This window comes from Caballeronia catudaia (genome assembly GCF_001544755.2).
Lineage (GTDB): Bacteria > Pseudomonadota > Gammaproteobacteria > Burkholderiales > Burkholderiaceae > Caballeronia > Caballeronia catudaia.
The window spans coordinates 114004-132036 of record NZ_FCOF02000018.1 but is presented as its reverse complement, the minus strand read 5'-3'; the positions used below and the strand labels follow the sequence as shown (position 1 = coordinate 132036).

At 63.1% G+C, this 18033-nt stretch carries 18 protein-coding genes; 12 read left to right on the top strand and 6 right to left on the bottom strand.

Features of this window, described 5'->3' with window-relative positions; translation table 11 throughout:
• Positions 1 to 170: 170 nt before the first annotated feature.
• From AWB75_RS20280 to AWB75_RS20265, 4 genes are all read right to left on the bottom strand, one after another.
• The gene (locus AWB75_RS20280; protein ID WP_061125861.1) at positions 171 to 923 is read right to left on the bottom strand and encodes a hypothetical protein; all 753 of its coding nucleotides are present in this window, start codon (positions 921 to 923) and stop codon (positions 171 to 173) included.
• Positions 920 to 1846 carry a substrate-binding domain-containing protein gene (locus AWB75_RS20275; protein ID WP_061125860.1) on the bottom strand — a complete coding sequence of 309 codons (927 nt, stop codon included), beginning with the start codon at positions 1844 to 1846 and terminating at the stop codon, positions 920 to 922. The genes AWB75_RS20280 and AWB75_RS20275 overlap by 4 nt, the downstream gene beginning before the upstream one ends.
• A gap of 52 nt (positions 1847 to 1898) precedes the next feature.
• The gene (locus tag AWB75_RS20270) at positions 1899 to 2318 is read right to left on the bottom strand and encodes a c-type cytochrome (RefSeq protein ID WP_061125859.1); all 420 of its coding nucleotides are present in this window, start codon (positions 2316 to 2318) and stop codon (positions 1899 to 1901) included.
• A gap of 108 nt (positions 2319 to 2426) precedes the next feature.
• Positions 2427 to 4238: a methanol/ethanol family PQQ-dependent dehydrogenase gene (locus AWB75_RS20265; RefSeq protein ID WP_061125858.1), complete on the bottom strand. Its 1812-nt coding sequence runs from the start codon at positions 4236 to 4238 to the stop codon at positions 2427 to 2429.
• 358 nt (positions 4239 to 4596) lie between these two features.
• Between AWB75_RS20265 and AWB75_RS20260 the strand changes: the two genes are divergently transcribed.
• The 9 genes from AWB75_RS20260 (at position 4597) to AWB75_RS20220 (ending at position 12883) form a co-directional block, all read left to right on the top strand.
• Positions 4597 to 4977 carry a 4a-hydroxytetrahydrobiopterin dehydratase gene (locus AWB75_RS20260; protein ID WP_061125883.1) on the top strand — a complete coding sequence of 127 codons (381 nt, stop codon included), beginning with the start codon at positions 4597 to 4599 and terminating at the stop codon, positions 4975 to 4977.
• Between the two features lie 783 nt (positions 4978 to 5760).
• On the top strand, positions 5761 to 6789 hold the full coding sequence (locus tag AWB75_RS20255) for a beta-ribofuranosylaminobenzene 5'-phosphate synthase family protein (protein ID WP_061125857.1): 1029 nt from the start codon (positions 5761 to 5763) through the stop codon (positions 6787 to 6789).
• Between the two features lie 52 nt (positions 6790 to 6841).
• The gene (locus AWB75_RS20250; RefSeq protein ID WP_061125856.1) at positions 6842 to 7771 is read left to right on the top strand and encodes an NAD(P)-dependent methylenetetrahydromethanopterin dehydrogenase; all 930 of its coding nucleotides are present in this window, start codon (positions 6842 to 6844) and stop codon (positions 7769 to 7771) included.
• On the top strand, positions 7768 to 8931 hold the full coding sequence (locus tag AWB75_RS20245; RefSeq protein WP_061125855.1) for an ATP-grasp domain-containing protein: 1164 nt from the start codon (positions 7768 to 7770) through the stop codon (positions 8929 to 8931). Before AWB75_RS20250 ends, AWB75_RS20245 begins: the two co-directional genes overlap by 4 nt.
• A gap of 3 nt (positions 8932 to 8934) precedes the next feature.
• The gene (mch, locus tag AWB75_RS20240) at positions 8935 to 9918 is read left to right on the top strand and encodes a methenyltetrahydromethanopterin cyclohydrolase (protein ID WP_061125854.1); all 984 of its coding nucleotides are present in this window, start codon (positions 8935 to 8937) and stop codon (positions 9916 to 9918) included.
• Positions 9915 to 10853, top strand: coding sequence for an ATP-grasp domain-containing protein (locus AWB75_RS20235; RefSeq protein ID WP_235012169.1), 939 nt, complete (start codon positions 9915 to 9917; stop codon positions 10851 to 10853). The genes mch and AWB75_RS20235 overlap by 4 nt, the downstream gene beginning before the upstream one ends.
• Entirely contained in the window at positions 10840 to 11721 is an 882-nt protein-coding gene (locus AWB75_RS20230) for a triphosphoribosyl-dephospho-CoA synthase (RefSeq protein ID WP_061125852.1), read from the top strand. The genes AWB75_RS20235 and AWB75_RS20230 overlap by 14 nt, the downstream gene beginning before the upstream one ends.
• Before the next feature lie 172 nt (positions 11722 to 11893).
• Positions 11894 to 12403 (top strand): formaldehyde-activating enzyme, encoded by a 510-nt coding sequence (fae, locus tag AWB75_RS20225; protein WP_061125851.1) that lies wholly within the window; start codon positions 11894 to 11896, stop codon positions 12401 to 12403.
• A gap of 78 nt (positions 12404 to 12481) precedes the next feature.
• Positions 12482 to 12883, top strand: coding sequence for a hypothetical protein (locus AWB75_RS20220; protein WP_061125850.1), 402 nt, complete (start codon positions 12482 to 12484; stop codon positions 12881 to 12883).
• Positions 12884 to 12946: 63 nt separating this feature from the next.
• Here AWB75_RS20220 and AWB75_RS20215 read toward each other — a convergent pair whose 3' ends face one another.
• Positions 12947 to 13438, bottom strand: coding sequence for a dihydroneopterin aldolase (locus AWB75_RS20215; protein ID WP_087086695.1), 492 nt, complete (start codon positions 13436 to 13438; stop codon positions 12947 to 12949).
• On the bottom strand, positions 13366 to 13542 hold the full coding sequence (locus tag AWB75_RS38135; RefSeq protein WP_200823007.1) for a hypothetical protein: 177 nt from the start codon (positions 13540 to 13542) through the stop codon (positions 13366 to 13368). The genes AWB75_RS20215 and AWB75_RS38135 overlap by 73 nt, the downstream gene beginning before the upstream one ends.
• A gap of 262 nt (positions 13543 to 13804) precedes the next feature.
• Between AWB75_RS38135 and AWB75_RS20210 the strand changes: the two genes are divergently transcribed.
• The 3 genes from AWB75_RS20210 to AWB75_RS20200 are packed head-to-tail and all read left to right on the top strand — an operon-like array spanning position 13805 to position 17837.
• Positions 13805 to 15862 carry a sigma-54-dependent Fis family transcriptional regulator gene (locus tag AWB75_RS20210; protein WP_061125849.1) on the top strand — a complete coding sequence of 686 codons (2058 nt, stop codon included), beginning with the start codon at positions 13805 to 13807 and terminating at the stop codon, positions 15860 to 15862.
• On the top strand, positions 15859 to 16458 hold the full coding sequence (locus AWB75_RS20205) for a flavoprotein (RefSeq protein WP_061125848.1): 600 nt from the start codon (positions 15859 to 15861) through the stop codon (positions 16456 to 16458). The genes AWB75_RS20210 and AWB75_RS20205 overlap by 4 nt, the downstream gene beginning before the upstream one ends.
• On the top strand, positions 16437 to 17837 hold the full coding sequence (locus AWB75_RS20200) for a DUF6513 domain-containing protein (protein ID WP_061125847.1): 1401 nt from the start codon (positions 16437 to 16439) through the stop codon (positions 17835 to 17837). The genes AWB75_RS20205 and AWB75_RS20200 overlap by 22 nt, the downstream gene beginning before the upstream one ends.
• Positions 17838 to 18033: the final 196 nt, after the last annotated feature.

Sequence of the window (18033 nt, the reverse complement as noted above, 5' to 3'; positions counted from 1 at the left end):
GAAACGTGGCAGTCAAAGGAGCTAAATGTGTTACCCATGTCCTGACACACCTGTTACCCATGTCTCCGGTCTATACACAGCAGCAAAGAAAGTGACTGCCGCCCCGCATAGGGGCGAAGCTAATAAACCAACACGAATACGGGACCAACCAAAAAGCAAAAACAAAAAAATCACCGACTGGCCCGAGGCGCATTCGAAGCTTTAACCCCTTGAGAATTCAAATTCTTTAGCGTCCCTCGATAAGCAATCGTCTCCTTCTGCAACGGATGCGCAAAATCATTCCCCTCCCCCGGCACTTCCGTGCGAATCATGAGCAGCCGCCCCGGCACGTCATCGGCCATGACGAACGTATAGCGCTTGCCCGTGTACTTCGCAAACCGCTCAGAATTGGGATCGTTCAAAAAAGGCTGAATGACGATCTGCTGAGCCTTCGCATGCTTCCCAAGCCCCAACGATTCGCTCGACACCGTCTTGATCTCCGGCCCGGCCGCCAGCGCCATCCGCACACGCTGCTGGAAATAGCGCCGCTGACCGCCCGTCAGCTGCTCCATCTCCGCAATGTCATGCTCCAGAAAATAAATGATCACCGGATTGCAAGGCAGTCCGCCAGGCACATTGACATTGCCCGTGCGATCCGTAACCCGCGCGTCGTTCTTGTTGTTGCCGGGACTCACGACGAGCACGCGCAAGGTATCGTTGACCTTCGACGGCGGCCCGGAATAGTCCACCGCATAATCCAGCTCGGTCTGCGGCTCGACGCCATCCATATGCGACTGCATGAAAAGCAGCCGCTCGGCTGGCTTGATATCGGCGCCCGGCGCAGAAGCGGAAGGCGCATCCGCGGCGCTGACGCCAACCGACGCCATCAGCATGGCGCACGCCAGAAAACATGCGCGAAGCGAACCCGCGTATGTTCGCTTCATTGCGCGGCTACCGGCTGCAGCGGCAGCAAGGGAACCTGATAGCTCGTCAGGATCTGGTCGATCTTCGGCTGATTCGACGCTATCCAGTTATCGACCTTGTCTCGCCAGGCCTTTTCGCCATAACGCACGCCCATTGATATCTCATAGTCGAAGCGAATCGGCTGCCCCGCGGGGAACGCCACGAGACGCACCTTGTTATCGGAACGATTGGCGAAATAGCCCGCGATCGGCCCCCATACGAACGCCGCATCGACATTGCCCTGCGCCAGATCACGCTCGATCATCTCGCCTGGAAAAGCGTCGGGGTCGCCCGTCTGCCCCTGATACGACACCGCCTGATCGATCAGGTTATGACTGAGCAGCCAGTCGACCGCGGGGCTCTTGACGAAGATGCCGAGCTTCATCTTCTTGAGCTGATCGGGCGGAAGACTCATGAGGTCCGATGGAGACTTGATGCTCGCGTACTCGGGCTTGTTCGGAAACACCATCGCGTAGGTGGAATGCAGATACGGACGCGTGGTCGCGGTCAGCTCATAGCCCTTCGGCACGCCGATGATCAGATCGCACTTGAAGCGCTCGCTCTGCGGCACCTTCTCGCGCAATGTATTGCGCACGAAACCCATGCGTTGCGGCCAATACGTGTATTCGAGCTTATAGCCGAAGTCGCTCGCCATCTGACTCGCGATCTTGTTCTCGTAACCCTCGCCCTTCTTGTTCGAGAGCGGCATGTTGTTCGGGTCGGCGCACACGCGCAGCACGCCGTCTGCGCCATCGTTGTTCGGCAGATTGGGCGGCGGTGCGCTCGCACTCTGTTGCGCGAAGACCGGTTGCGCCATGAACGCCGCGAATGCCGCGCAGAGTGCAGCTACGAATCGGAACGAAGCGCGGAACGAAGCGGCGCGGCTTGCATTACGATCAGACATCGACACCTCCGGGAATGAGAGCAATCATCAGACGTCGGTACGTCACGCGTCCTTATTTTGCATCGATTGCCTGCAGGTCGCCCGGATTGATCTTGCCGTCGGAGCGCCCCTTCAGATACGCATAGAGGTTCTCCCAGTTCTTCTGCATCATCTGGCTGGAACTGAAATCGGGCATGCCCTTGTCCACCCGTCCGCCGAATACCGTGCGATGAAACTCGTTCTTGTCCAGCGACTTGAAAGCATCGATCAGCGACGGGCCGACCATACCTTCCTGCTTCGCCCCGTGACAGCGTTCGCACGCCAGCGCGCGCCAGGTCTTCCAGCCCTGCAGTGTGTCGCTGTCGACCTTGTTGCCATCGACGACCTTGTACGCGACCGGCTTCATCTGTCCAGTGCTCGGCGGCGTCTGGGCAAACGAAGCGGACGACACAGCGAGCGTCATCGTCAGCAGCAAGAGTGATCGGCCTTTCATACGTCTGACTCCTTGAACATGTCTTGTATATGGGGTGTTTCGCGCGGCGGCCGTTGCAGCCGCCGCGCTTTACTTCGATCAGCCAAAGCACATCACATCGACTGGAGATCAACCGCCCGGAACTGCGAACACGAAGAGCGTGCCGCCGAGCGCCGTGTACTTCGCGAGGTCCTTGTAGCCGCCGACCGCGCCGAGGCCTTCCGTCGACTTTTCGAGGCCCGCCGCCATGCCGATGCCGGCCCAGCCGCCGATGCCCGAATACACGCCGACATACTGCTTGCCCTGGTACTGATACGTGAACACGTTGCCGATGATCCCGGACGGCGTCTTGAACTTCCACAGCTCCTTGCCGTCCTTGATGCGCACTGCCTTGATATAGCCTTCGAGCGTGCCGTAGAACACGATGCCGCCGGCCGTTGCGAGCGCGCCGGACCACACCGAGAACTTCTCCGGCTTGGACCACACGATCTTGCCCTTCGCGGCGTCCCACGCAATGAAGTTACCCATCGCGCCCTTCTCGTTCGGGCCCGGATACATCGAAAGCGTCGCGCCGACGAACGGCTGACCCGCCACGTAATCGACCTGGAACGGCTCGTAGTCCATGCAGACGTGATTCGTCGGCACGAGGAACAAGCTGGAGTTCGGATCGAATGCGGCCGGCTGCTGATCCTTCGAGCCGAGCGCCGCCGGGCAGATGTTCTTCACGTTGTGATCGGGACCGGCCTTTTGCGTCGAATAACTCGCGTTGCGAATCGGCAGGCCGCTCTTCAGATCGACGCTATCGGCCCAGTTCACTGCCGGGTCGAACTTCTGCGCGACGAGCAGTTCACCGGATTCGCGATTCAACGTATAGCCGAAGCCGTTGCGGTCGAAGTGAACGATCGCGGGCACCTTCTTGCCGCCGATGTTCAGGTCCGAGAGGATCATCTCGTTGACGCCGTCATAGTCCCACTCGTCGTGAGGCGTCATCTGATAGACCCACTTCGCCTTGCCCGTATTCAGATCGCGGGCGAAGATGGTCATCGACCATTTGTTATCGCCGGGGCGCTGAGTCGGGTTCCACGTGCCCGGATTGCCCGAGCCGTAGTACACAAGGTTGAGCTTTGGATCCCATGCGTACCAGCCCCATGTGGTGCCGCCGCCGTATTTCCACTGATCGCCCTGCCAGCTCTTCACCGACGAGTCCGCGCCGACCGGCACCATCTTGCCGTCTGCCCAGGTCATCGTCGTTTGCGGGTCGAACAGCATTTCGTTGTCGGGCCCGACGCTATAGGCCTTCCAGACTTCCTTGCCGTCCTTGATGTTGTATGCGACGAGACGCCCGCGCACGCCGAACTCACCGCCGGAGATGCCGGTCAGCACCTTGTCGCCGAAAACGTGCGGCGCATTGGTATTGGTTTCGCCTTTCTTCGGATCGCCGTTCTGCACGCTCCATACGACGTCACCGGTTTTCGCATCGAGTGCGACGAGCTTGGTATCGGCTTGCTGGAGGAAGATCTTGCCGTCGCCATAGGCGAGACCACGGTTGACCGTATCGCAGCACATCACCGAGATGACCTGATTGTCCTGCTTCGGCTGGTATTGCCAGATGAAGGTCTGATCCTTCAGGTTGATGGCGATAACCTTGTTGGGAAATGGCGAGTGGATGTACATCGTGTCGCCGAGGACGAGCGGCGATCCTTCATGGCCGCGCAGCACACCTGTCGACATGGTCCAGGCAACCTGTAGCTTGCCGACGTTGTTTTCATTGATTTGCTTGAGCGTGCTATAGCGGTGATTCGAATAATCGCCCGCTTGCGCCGCCCAGTTCGAGGGATTCTTGATCAGGCTGTCGAGCTGCGAGTCGGCCTGAGCGACATAAGAATTCAGGCCTGCCGTCGCTGCCACCGCCAGTCCAAGAACCAGGGTGCGTAAGTTCATGTCTCCTCCAGAATGGTGATGCCTCCGACCCAGGGATGACCACGCTACCGGATTGCATCGTGCGCGCCTTCAAATGCAGGTAACGAGTTGCGCTTCGTGCGGTACATAGCCGGACGCTTGCGTAGAGAGGCCAATTGCATATTCCATGCCGGTTTCATGTTTGCTGCTTTAGAACGTTAGTTCGACGCGCGAAGCTGTCGTTAGTGGACAGGTTTTCGTCGGGTGCGACACATACTGTGTCAAATACGCGAAGCGGCGCCCGTGACATGACGCGTCGCAGCATGTTCTTTGATGTTTTGCCCTTCGCAAAGCGGCGCATACTACTTTGGCTTATGGATTTTTTATTGGAGACCTCGTCATGGCTCAGACTGAGAAGGTTTATTCCGACGACGAAATCAAGCAACGTCTGACCGGCGCGCTCAAGCACTGGTATATCGAGGATGGATGGCTCAGGCGCAAGTTCAAGACAGAGAGCTGGAAAGGCACCCTTATGGTGGTCAATACGGTGGGGCATCTGGCCGAGGCGGCCTGGCATCATCCGGATTTGACGGTTTCTTATGCGTTCGTTGTGGTGAAACTCAAGACGCATTCTGCGAAGGGGATTACGGATAAGGATTTTGCTCTGGCTTCGAAGATCGAAGAGGTTATCCAGTGGCAGCCTGGGAAGGAAGATGGACCGCTCGATGGCACACCCTCGGATGATCAGCGGTTTCGGTATATCAAGTATGACGATGCTTGAAGTGGTGGGTGGCTAGCGCGGGGTTTTCGTTAAATCCCGTATTCGCGTCGGTCTATTAGCACTGCCCCTCCCCGGGGCGGGGGTAACTTTCTTTGCTGCTGCAAAGAAAGTCACCAAAGAAAGCAGCTTTCCCCATCCAAAGTGCTTCATGCCGGCCGCGGCACAGGCGATTGACCTAATGGCCCCCAGAGTAGCGAGTGCCCCCACAAAACTCACCGGGCTTGGATCGCGCACGGTCTGACTCGTCGCGCCGCATAACGAACTGGCGCAGCCCTTGCAAGCTCCGGCCCGCTTCGCGGCCGACCGGTCAAGCGGGTCGGCGCGCACCTGTCGGCCACGCCTCTTTCTCGATGCATGTGTCGTGCGTTGGTTTCCCTTGCAGACCCGCGGCAGCGCGTAGCGCTGTGCCGAAGCTATTTCGTGCTGAACCAGCGCGCTAAGAGCTATCGGGCGGCAGACCGTGCGCGGTCCACGCCCGATTAGACCTAAGAGAACACTCGCTACTCTGGGGGCCATTCAACCAATCGCCTGTGCCGCGGCCGGCATGAAGTGCTTAGGCTGGGGATAGCTGCTTTCTTTGCCTACTTTCTTTGCGTCGACCAGAGTTGGCGCTTTAGCGCTTACTCTGGTCCCGAGCAAAGAAAGTAGGTGCCGCCCCGCACAGGGGCAACGCTAATAGACCAACACGAAACCGGGATCCCGCGAAAAAAAAGCCGAATTGGTACAGGATTTGCCTAACCCCAAAAGCCCAAAAAATTCAGCCTTGAAAGGAAGCAACCCTCGATGCCATCCCCCGGACGCTTGACCCCGCCCACGGCGATCACCGTCGAATCTCCTGCGCGCTTGCATCTTGGCTTTATCGATCCGAACGGCTCGCTGGGCCGCATCTTCGGCAGCGTGGGACTCGCCATCGACGCGCACGCCACGCGGGTCACTGCGCGCCAGGCGCCCGCGGCACGCCAGAACCACGCCCGCATTGAAGGCGTATCGAGCGACGCCCAGCGCGAACGCATCGCACAATACCTGAAACAACTAGGCAACGAAGAAGGCCCGACGATCGACATCGAGGTACACGAAACGCCCCGCGCGCACACAGGCCTCGGCTCCGGCACACAACTCGCCCTGGCAATCGGCACAGCATTCGCCCGCGTCAAAGGCCACGAGGCAAGCACCGCCGACATCGCAAGAATCCTCGCACGCGGTGCGCGCTCCGGCATCGGCATACATGGCTTCGATCACGGCGGCCTGATCGTCGATGGCGGCCGCAGCGCCGCAAAGACGAACATTCCGCCGCTCATCGCACGTCAGCCGTTCCCGGAAGCATGGCGCGTCCTGCTCATCGACGACACCTCGCGCGAAGGCCTGCACGGCGACGAAGAAAAACGCGGCCTCGCATCGCTCGCGCCCTTTCCGGCCACGCTCGCCGCGCATCTGTCGCATCTCGTGCTGATGCGCATTCTGCCCGCCGTCGCGGAACACGACTTCGAGCCCTTCGCCGACGCCATCTGCGATCTCCAGCAAACCATCGGCGAATACTTCGCGCCCGTGCAAGGCGGCGTGTTCGCGAGCCCCGCCGTCGCGCGCGCGCTCGAAGCCGTCGCGGCCGAGCAGAAAGCGGGCATCGGGCAAACCTCGTGGGGGCCGGTCGGCTTCGCGTTCGTCGCGAGCGCGCAGGACGCCGAACGCGCGCGCGCCACCGCCGAGCGCGTATCGCAGGGCGCGCCGCTCACTTTCACCATCGCCTCGGGCCGCAATCGAGGCGCGACGTGGCGCGCAGCGGACCGGCGTCACCACGGCGCGAACGCCGCCTGAGCCACGCATTCGCAAACCGACACGACATCCACACGACAAGCGAGTCCAGCCCATGCCCGAAGCCACCGAACGACCCTACGTCCTGCACATGTTCACCGCGACGCCGCAAATGAGCCCGTTCGATGTGAACATGGCCGCCGATGCCGGCTATCAGATCCTCGTGCCGTATTGCAACGTCGACGAGAACAGCGTCGTGCAGCTCACGCAGGATGCGATCTTCTCGCGCGGGCCGAAAGGCGTGTCGCGCACGGGCATCTTCATCGGCGGACGCGACGTGATGCTCGCGGCCGACATGCTCGAAAAGGCGCGCAACGCGATGGTCCCGCCCTTCGAAGTCTCCGTGTTCGCCGATCCGAGCGGCGCCTACACGACCGCCGCCGCGCTTGTCGCGCTCGCGGAAAAGCACCTGAAAGCCGCGCATTCCGTCGATCTCGGCGGCAAGCGCGTGCTCATTCTCGGCGGCACGGGCGCGGTCGGGCGCGTCGCCGCGGCAATGGCCGCATCGCTCGGCGCGGATGTCGCCGTCGCGAGCCATTCGAGCCAGTCGCGGGCGACGCAGGTCAGCGACGAAATCAACCGGCGCTTCGATATCGCGACCTCGGGCGTCGCGACCGGCACGCCCGATCAGTTGCATCGCGAGCTCGCGCGCGCCGAAGTCGTGTTCGCGACGGCCGTGGCCGGCGTGCAGGTGATGACGACCGCCGATCTCGCGCACGCGAAAAACCTCCTGATCGCCGCCGACGTCAACGCCGTGCCGCCCGAAGGCATCGCCGGCGTCAACGTGATGGACGACGGCAAGCCGCTCGCGGGCGCGGCGCGGTCCGACGCGGTCGGCATCGGCGCGCTCGCGATCGGCAACGTGAAGTATCAGGCCGAGCACCGGCTTTTTCTGCGCATGCGCACCGGCGGCAAGCCCGTCTATCTCGGCTTTCCCGAAGCATTCGACGAAGCGCGCGCGATCGTCGCGGGACAAAGCTCATGATGACGCGGGCGCCGCGCGTGGCCGTCGCGGGACTGTCGGCGCGCCTCGTCGCGCAGTCGGCGGCGCGCGCTGGGTTGAACGTCGTCGCGCTGGATATCTTCGGCGACCGCGACACGCGCGAGCACGCGGGCATGTGGTTCGATATCGGCGCCGCAGGCGGACAAGGGCTTTCGATTGATCGCGCGCGTCTTTTCGATGCGCTCGAACATGCCGCGCGCCTGCCGCGCATGCTCGGCCTCATCGTGACAAGCGGGCTCGAACCGCTCGCGGACGAGCTCTCTCGCGCGCCGCGCATGCCGCGCTTCATCGGCAATGGCGCGCAGGCGGCGGCGGTGCGCGATCCGCGGCGTTTCTTCGCGCTGCTCGATCAGGCGAATATCGCGCGTCCCGAAGTGCGTCATGCCCCGCCCGCCGCGCGCGAAGGCTGGCTCGTGAAGCGCTCCGACGGCTGCGGCGGCACGCACATCCAATGGGCCGGCGATGTCGAGCGCATGCCCGAAGGCGCGTATTTTCAGCGGCTCGCGAAAGGCCGCTCGATGTCCGCGCTCTTCGTCGCCGCGCATCGCGAAGCGGCGGTGATCGGTTTCGCGGAGCAACTGACAGTCGAAGCCGGACGGCTGCCCTTCGTGCACGCGGGCTCGCTCGGGCCGGTGCAACTGCCGCAGCGGATCGCCGGGCGCATCGTCGAGGCCATTCAGCGGATCGTCTGGCAAACGGATCTCACGGGTCTCAATAGCATCGACTTTCTGCTCGACGGCGACACCTTCAGCGTGCTCGAAATCAACACGCGTCCCTCTTCGACGATGGCGCTCTACGAAGCCGCCTGGCCCGATGCGTGGCCGCGCGGACTGATCGGCGCGCATCTCGACGCGTGTCTGCACGGCGAGCTGCCGCATGCACCCGACACGGTCATGCACGCGCCGCCGCTTTACGCCGGGCAGCGCGTCGTGTTCGCGCCCGCTGGCTTCACCGCGTCGCGCGCGTTCAGCGATGCCTGCTTCGCCGATCCCGCGTGCCACGACGTGCCGCTCGTCGGCGCGCGCATCGAAGCGGGCCAGCCGGTCTGCACGATGACCACGACGGCATCTTCGTTTCCCGACTTGCGCGGCGCGCTCGATCGCGAGCACGCGCGTCTTCTGCAACGCATCAATACGGCCTGACTCATGACTTCTTCGCATATCAGCGTCAACGCATCGAGCGAGCGGCTCGTCACGCGTCTCATCGACGACGCCGCGCGGTTCAGCGTCGACATCACGCGCACCGATGGCGGCACCGTCATCGTCGATGCGGGCGTGAGCGCCAAAGGCAGCGTCGACACGGGCATTCTGATCGCGCGCATCTGCATGGGCGGGCTCGGGCGCGTCGCGCGGCGCGTCGCATTCGATCACGCACCGCTCTGGCCCAGCTTCATCGAAGTGCACACGAGCCATCCGGTCGTCGCATGTCTCGCGAGCCAGTACGCGGGCTGGAGTCTTTCCGCGACCAAAGAACAGACCGGCGGCAAGAAGTTCTTCTCGCTCGGCTCGGGCCCGGCGCGCGCGCTCGCATGCAAGGAACCGCTTTTCGACGAGCTCGGCTATCGCGACCGTCATGATCGCGGCGCGCTCGTGATGGAAGTGGATCGGCTGCCGCCGCAGGTCGTCATCGACAAGGTGCTCAAGGATTGCGGCCTCGCGCCGGAGCAGCTCGTGATCGCCGTGACGCCGACACATTCTGTCGCGGGCACGGTGCAGGTCGTTGCGCGTGTCGTGGAAGTCGCGCTTCACAAGACGCACGTGCTGGGCGTGAGCTTGAGCGAGATCGTCGAAGGCAGCGGCAGCGCGCCCTTGCCGCCGCCCGCGCCCGACGGCATCCAGGCGATGGGCCGCACCAACGACGCGATTCTCTACGGCGGCCGCGTGCATCTGACAGTCAGAAGCGATGCGGTCGCGAAGCGGCTTGCGGCGGAACTGCCTTCATCGAACGCGCGCGATTACGGACGGCCGTTCGCCGACATTTTCACGTCGTTCAACTACGACTTCTATCAGATCGATCCGGCGCTTTTCGCGCCCGCCGAGGTCTGGATATCGAGCCTGGAAAGCGGCGCGACCTATCACGGCGGCAAGGTCGATCGCGCGCTGCTCGAAGCGCAATGGAGCGCGACATGAATCCGCCGACGTTACGCGTGGCCATCATGACCGACGAAACCGGGTGGCACACCGGCCGCCTGAAAAAAGCGTTCCGCGCGCGGGGCGTGGAGGCGCGTTGCGTCGATCTCGCGGATTGCCGCATCGACACGACCTGGCCGCCTCATGGTCTCGCGATTCCCGGCTTCGGGCACACGCTGCCCGACGCGGTTTTCGTGCGCGGCATCGCGGGCGGCACGTTCGAGCAGGTCACGTTGCGGCTCGGCATCCTGCATGCGCTGCGCGAATGCGGCGTGCCCGTCTATAACGATGCGCGCGCGATCGAGCGCAGCGTCGACAAATCCATGACGAGCTTTCTGCTCAACCGCTACGGCGTGCCGACGCCCGCGACGTGGGCGGGCGAATCCGCCGCGTACGCGCAGCGCGTGCTGATGCGCGAGGCGGCGGCGGGCCGTCAGGTCGTGATGAAGCCGCTCTTCGGCTCGCAGGGCAAGGGCCTGAAGAAACCCGGCGTGAAGCTGCCTTCGCTCAAACCGTTCAGCCAGGTGGCGTACCTTCAGCGTTATGTCGATGCGGGCGAGCCCGGCTTCGACTGGCGCGTGCTCGTGATCGGCGGGAAGGCGCTCGCGGCGATGAAGCGCGTCGGCGGCGAGGACTGGATTCATAACTTCGCGCGCGGCGCACGCTGCGAGCCGTCGGACATCACGCCCGCGCTCGCCGATATCGCCGTCCGCGCGACCGAGGCGCTCGGGCTCGATTACGCGGGCGTCGATCTGATTCCGGCCGAAGGCGGTCGGCCCGTGGTGCTCGAAGTGAACGGCGTCGCGGCGTGGCGCGGCCTGCAATCGGTGACGCCGCTCGATATCGCCACGCTGCTCGTCGACGATCTGCTCGATCGCAAGCTGCCTCAAGCGAAAGGCGCGCTCGCGCTCGCCAGCGGCGATGGGCAACGCTAACGTCTCCCGTGGCGAGCACGCGCGCGCGGCGTTCCTGCGCGCGTGCCGCCTCGATGTCGAGACGATGAAGCCGGGCAACGTGAGCATCGGGAGCGCGGGGCACGGCATGACGTCGGCGCAATTCATCGCGAGCGCGGGCGCGGCGGCGGCGGGTCTGTTCACGCCGGGCGCGCGCGTGGGCGCGCGCATTCTGGACGCCGTGCGCCGCACGTTCGATGCGGTCGGCTGCAATACGAATCTCGGCATCGTGCTGCTGGCGGCGCCGTTGTGCGCGGCGCTAGAGAGCATGGAGCCGGACGATTCGGTCGATGCGTCGCGCTGGCATGCGCAGACGCAGCGCGTGCTCGCAGACCTCGATATCGACGATGCGCGCCTCGCCTATCGCGCGATCGCGCTCGCGAATCCGGGCGGACTCGGCGATGCGCCCGAGCAACCGGTCCATGCACCGCCGACGGTGACCTTGCGCGCGGCGATGTCGCTCGCGGCGGATCGCGACAGCATCGCGCGTCAATATGAGAACGGTTTCGCCGATATTTTCGGCGCGGGCCTCGACGCGGCCGGCGCGATTTCATCGGCGACGGAACATCGCGCGATGCTCGACGCGTTTCTCACGTTTCTCTGCGGCTGGCCTGACTCACACATTGTGCGGAAGCTTGGCGCGTCGGTGGCGCAAAGTGTCACGCGCGACGCGGCGATGCATCGCGCGGACTGGCGCGCGGCGGGCCGTCCCGCGCAGTTCGCGGCGCTCGATGCGTGGGACACCGGGCTGAAGGCGCGCGGCATCAATCCGGGCACGAGCGCGGACCTTGCGGTGGCGACGCTCTTTGTCGCGCTGATGGCGAGGGCGGCATCGTCATCGAATGCATGAAGCGCGCCGTGCGCGAGCGAAAAAATTGGCACGGAACATGTTAGGAAGTTCGCGGTTGAGCGGTCGCATCGGAAACCGGGCGAACCGCGAGCCTTGCGCGGCTTTGAAGGTGACCGTCGCGAGTCGAGAGCAAGTCGCTAGTCCCTAGAACCAAATCCACTGGAGGAACAGCATGGCCAAGATCAACCGCGTCCTGGTAGGAGAGTCGCTCGTCGGCGATGGCAACGAGGTCGCACACATCGACTTGATCATCGGACCGCGAGGTTCCGCTGCAGAGACCGCGTTCTGCCACGCGCTCACGAACAACAAGGATGGCTTCACGTCGCTGCTCGCCGTGGTCGCACCGAATCTGATGACCAAGCCGAACACGATTCTCTTCAACAAGGTGACGATCAAGGGCGCGAAGCAGGCCGTGCAGATGTTCGGCCCGGCGCAGCGCGCGGTGGCGATGGCGGTGGCCGACAGCGTGGAAAACGGCACCATCCCCGCCGACGAAGCCGACGATCTCTTCATTTGCGTGGGCGTGTTCATCCACTGGGACGCCAGCGACGATCAGAAGATCCACGACTTCAACTATCAGGCGACGAAGGAATCGATCCAGCGCGCGGTGTCGGGCGAGCCGTCGGCGAAGGAGGTAGTATCGAAGAAGGGAACGATGACGCATCCGTTCTCGCCGAGCTGATTCTTTTGCTTGTGGCCGGTGCGGTTTTTTTGCGTGCCGGCCTGTTCAGGCTTTCATTAAAACTACGAGGCTCATCGCATGATCCCACGTTGCCGCGCGTTGACGGTGTTCGCCTGCCTTTCGCTGTTCTCATCGCTTTCGGTTGGCGCGACGGGTGGCGGTGCCGCGGCCGCGAAGACGCATGACTATCCGACCGCAGGGCGCGTGGAATATGTCCTCGGCTGCATGGACGATAACGGCCACGATTTCGCCAACGTGTACAAGTGCTCGTGTGCGATCGACAAGATCGCGAAAGTGCTTCCTTATGATGATTTTGTCGAGCAATCGACGTTTTCTAAATACGCTACGCTGGGTGGGGAAGGTGGCGCTGAGTTTCGGGTCGATCGGGCTAAGGCTCAAACCAGGAAGTTCAGGGATTTGCAGAAGGACGCGTTTAAGGCGTGTGGAGTGGTGAAGGGTGCTGCTGCCGCAGCGAAGTGATGGGGTTTTGGTTTTTGGTTTTTTTGCTTTCGCTTTCGTGAAATCCGACGAATCAGAAACAAATCACCCCGGCACAAACCCCCGCCCCATAGAAGCAAGGCTAAACGGGACCACTCCCCCTTGAACATCCCCGCGCCGTCGTCGCTCGATCACGACCCCCACCCCTTCGACATCATCGAACTTGGCAGGCTTGGCAAGCGAAACCCTAACCCAATGCGCGCCAAAATCCGCGATGACCATCTGCGCGATGCGCTCAGCAAGCGCCTCCAGCAACTGCAAACCGTGCGAAGCGAAAAGACCCAGAATCGCCTCCCGCACCGCCGCATAATTCACCGTATCCTCGATGCGATCCGTCACGCAGGCGCGTATCGACGGCACGCCGATAGCCAGATCCAATCGCACCGGCTGCGCATCATGCAGCTCTGAAGAATCAATGCCGATAACGGTCTGCCCCGTCAGCCCCTCGATATACACGATGTCCATCACACCGCCCCCATCGACGGAAGGTTGCGGCGCAACATGAACTGCATCGCGGATCGGTTCGGATCGGCCCATATGGTCATCGCCGCAATAAGCGGCCCCTGTCGAGGAAGAAGGAAACACCGGCGCGCGTCGCCGAATGTATCCGCAAGCAGCAAGCAAAAAACGGGCGCGTTCATGCTCCTATATGCGACTCCTTATTGAACCGATGCGTCATAGCATGTAAAGTTTTTGAGAACCGGGCCGGATCGGGTCCCTGACAGCAAACGGACAGCACATCACCCGACTAACCGGCCACGAGGCGCGCCTGCGAGCAGAACACGCGAACAGCAAATCCGGCAGACAAAGCCGCAGCGCCAACGTCAAACACAACAGATTCGGCGCCGGACGGCCGCGCATATCACCGCGCACCGGATTGCGGCGCAACGGAGACTTGCCCCCATGTCGTCGCTTGGTGACGTAGACACGCATGTCCGGGAAGTGCTGAACATCGTCAATAATCCGCTGGCCGCACGGCGCGCCAGCGATTCGGTCGCGCAATCGTGGCTGCGCTGCCTCACCGAGTTCCGGCTCGATCCCGCGCGCTTCGTGATGCCGCCCGTGTTGACGCAGTACGAATTGACCGAGCGCCGCGAAGCCGCGACCGATCTCATCGCGTGTTCGAAGCTCGAAATGACCACGCTGTATCAGCAGCTCGCCGATCCCGAACTCGCCGTCGTGCTCGTCGATGCGGACGGCGTCATCGTGCATCAGGTGTCGTCGGTGCCGTTCGGCGAAGCAGTCGCGGCAGATGGCCTGCGCGTCGGCGCAATGTGGAGCGAGCGCGAAGCCGGCACCAACGGTATGGGCACGTGCCTCATCGAACGCGAATGCATCGCCGTATGCCAGCACGAGCATTTCTATCCGCGCTATACGTCGCTCACCTGCTCGGCCGCGCCGATCTTCGATGAACGCGGCAGCGTCGTCGGCGTACTCGACGTGACGAGCCGCTCGAAGCTCCTGCAACAGCATTCGCTCGTGCTCGTGGGCATGTCGCGGCAGATGATCGAAAACCGGCTGATCGATGCGCGCTATCGTCACGCGAACATGATCCACTTTCACAGCCGGCCCGAATTCGTCGGCACGCTGCACGCGGGCAAGCTCGCGGTCAGCGACGAAGGCGTCGTGCTCGCCGCTAGCCGCAGCGCGCTCTTTCAGCTCGATCTGCGCTCGCCCGCCGAGCTCTGCGGCAAGCGCATCGAGGAAGCGTTCAATGCGACGCTCGAAGACATGATCGCGCGCAGCATCCGCGGCTCGTTTCATCCGGTGACCGTCTATAGCGCAAAGGCGAACAGCCGCTTCTTCCTCACCGCGCAGACGCCGCGCGAAGGCGCGAGCGGCACGACGCGCATCCTGATGAACGATCCCGCGAGCGCCCGCTCTAAGCCCGCGGCGCGCAAGGACACGCGCGAGCCGGCAAGCGCCGGACGGCTCGACAAACTCTCGCATCTGGAGTTCGGCGATCCGCGCATGGCCTCGCAGATTCAGCTCGCCGCGCGCGTGATCCAGCGCAAGATCCCGATCATCCTGCGCGGTCAGACGGGCACCGGCAAGGAAGTCTTCGCCAATGCGCTGCACAGCATCAGCCCGAATGGAGGCGGTGCGTTCGTCGCGGTGAACTGCGCATCGCTACCGGAGAATCTAATCGAAAGCGAATTGTTCGGCTATCGCGCGGGGGCGTTTACCGGCGCGCAGCGTGAAGGCCGGCGCGGAAAGATCGTGCAGGCCAATGGCGGCACGCTGTTTCTCGATGAAATCGGCGACATGCCGCTCGCGTTGCAAGCGCGTCTCTTGCGCGTGCTCGAAGAGCACGAAGTCACGCCGCTCGGCGCGGAAACCACTGTGAAGGTGGACTTTCAGCTGATCAGCGCGAGCCACCGGAATCTCGCCGAGTTCGTGCAGACCGGCATGTTCCGCGAGGATTTGTACTACCGGCTGAACGGCATCGAGATCAATCTGCCGCCGCTGCGTGAACGCGCCGATGCGCTCGCGCTCATCGGCCATATTCTCGAAACGGAATCCGACGAGCCACCCGCGCTTTCCGCCGAAGCGCGCCAGGCGCTGCTGTCGTATCCGTGGCCGGGCAACATCCGTCAGTTACGTCACGTCTTGCAGATGGCGATCGCGCTGTGCGATGGTCCCGAGATCCGCTGCGCACATCTACCGGCGGAGATCGTGAACGGCGTCACGCCGGCGACGCAGGCCGCGGTGCGCGCGCCCGCCGCGACGATGCAGCCGCCGCATCTCGCCGGCGATGCCGACACGTCCGCGCTGAATGCGATCCAGGTCAAAGAGCGTGAGACGGTCCTGCAATTGCTCGACGAGCATCGCTGGAACGTGAGCAATGTCGCGAAAGTGCTCGGCATCAGCCGCAATACGCTGTACCGGAAGATGCATCGTCTGCATATCCGGCTGTCGCACGACACGCCCGCAGCCGACAACGCACCCTCCGACGCATGACGCAACCCACGCCCGCCCGCCGGCTCGACGAGTTCAAGCCCGACGCGCGCTTCGCGTGGTGCGTGAGCGGCTCCGGTCATATGATCGAAGAGTCGATCGATCTCGCGTTGCGTCTGCCCGGCGTCGATCTGTTCCTGTCCGCCGCCGGCGAGGAAGTGCTGCCGCTCTATGGCTGGACGATCGCGAAGCTGCGCCAGCACTTCAAGGTGTTTCGCGACAACAGCGCGAGCAGCGTGCCCGTCGGCATGATTTATAACGGCGAGTATCACACCGTCGTGATCGCGCCCGCGACGAGCAATACCGTCGCCAAATGCGCGTTCGGCATCTCCGATACCCTGCCCACCAACCTCTATGCGCAAGCCGGCAAGCAATGCGTGCCGGGCATCGTGTTCGCATGCGATACCGCGCCCTCCGTCATCACGCAGGCCCCGCATGAATGGGTCGAAGTGAGGCCGCGCGCGATCGAGTTCGAGAACGTCGAGCGGCTCGCGCGCTTCGCGCATACCACGGTGGCCCGCTCGCTCGACGATCTCAAAGCCGCGCTCGATCAACGCCTGTCGGACCTGAAGCTCGCATGGAACACATCGTCTTCCTGACCGGACGGCTTGCTCAGTTGAGTCTTCAGCAAGTGCTCGAAAGCATCGCGCCCGCCGCAACGGGTACGCCCTTTACGTGGGAGGTCCGCGAGATCGGTCTTCAGGTCGCGGGGCTGATGACCGCCGACATGATCCGTCGACGCGTCGCGGCGCCATTGACCGAAGGCACGAGCCGCATGATCCTGCCCGGCCGATGCCGTGGCGATCTCGACGCCCTCACCGCGCACTACGGTGTGAAGGTCGAGCGCGGTCCGGAGGAAGTGAAGGACTTGCCGCAGTTTTTCGGGCGCGAGGCGCGTCATGTCGATTTGTCGCGCTACGAGACGGAAATTTTCGCGGAAATCGTCGATGCGCCGCGCCTCGATCTCGATGGCATCGCGGCGCGCGCGCGCGAATACAAGCGGCAGGGCGCGGATGTGATCGACATCGGCTGTCTGCCGGAAACCGCGTTTCCGCATCTGGAGGACGCGGTGGCGATGCTGAAAGAACAGGGCTATCGCGTGAGCGTCGATTCGATGCGCGATGAAGAGCTCGTGCGCGGCGGCCGCGCGGGTGCGGACTACGTGATGAGTCTCAACATCGACACGCTATGGATTGCTGATGAATTCGATTCGACGCCGATTCTCGTGCCACGCGAACCCGCCGACGCCGCCTCGCTCGATGCCGCCATCGACGCGATGATGAAACGCGGCCGTCCCTTTCTCGCCGATCCCATTCTCGATCCGATTCCGTTCGGTCTCGCGGTGTCCATCGCGCGCTACGTGTCCTTGCGCGAGCGCTATCCCGATGTGCCGATCATGATGGGTGTCGGCAACGTGACCGAGCTCACCGAGGCGGATACGAGCGGCATCAATGCGGTGCTCTTTGGCATGGCGGCCGAACTGCGCGTGGCGGCGGTGCTGACGACTTCGGTGAGTCTGCACGCGCGGCGCGCCGTGCGTGAAGCCGATGTCGCGCGGCGCGTGATGCATGCCGCGCGCGAGACACAGACGCTGCCCAAAGGCATTTCCGGCGATTTGTCCGCGCTGCATGCGAAGCGTCCGTTTCCTTACGATGCCGAGGAGATCGACGCGTTTGCGGCTGCGGTTCGTGATCCTAACTATCGTGTGCAGGTCTCCGCAGATGGAATCCATGTCTATAACCGCGACGGGCATCATGTTGCGATCGATCCGTTCGCGCTGTATCCCGAACTCAAGGTCGAGCATGATGGCGGCCATGCGTTTTACCTCGGCGTGCAACTTGCGCGCGCGGAAATCGCATGGCAACTGGGCAAGCGCTTCGATCAGGATCAGCCGCTCGATTGGGGCTGCGCGGTCGATCGGCCGGAAGAGGATCTGATGGCGTGGCATGCGCCCGGAAGCACGAAGAAGAAGAGCTAAGGCTTCCATTTGATCGGCGCAATCGTAAATCCCGGTCGAAGCCGAAGCATTCCGGCGTGCAGACCGCGCCGTAGGCTCGGGCGATTTCCTGGATTGCATCGTGCAGGTACGGGAACGGCAGTTCCCATTCTTCCGCGACTTGGCAGCGTGAAATCCGATGCTGCCGCGCCGAGCTCTGCGGTCGGGGATTCGGTGG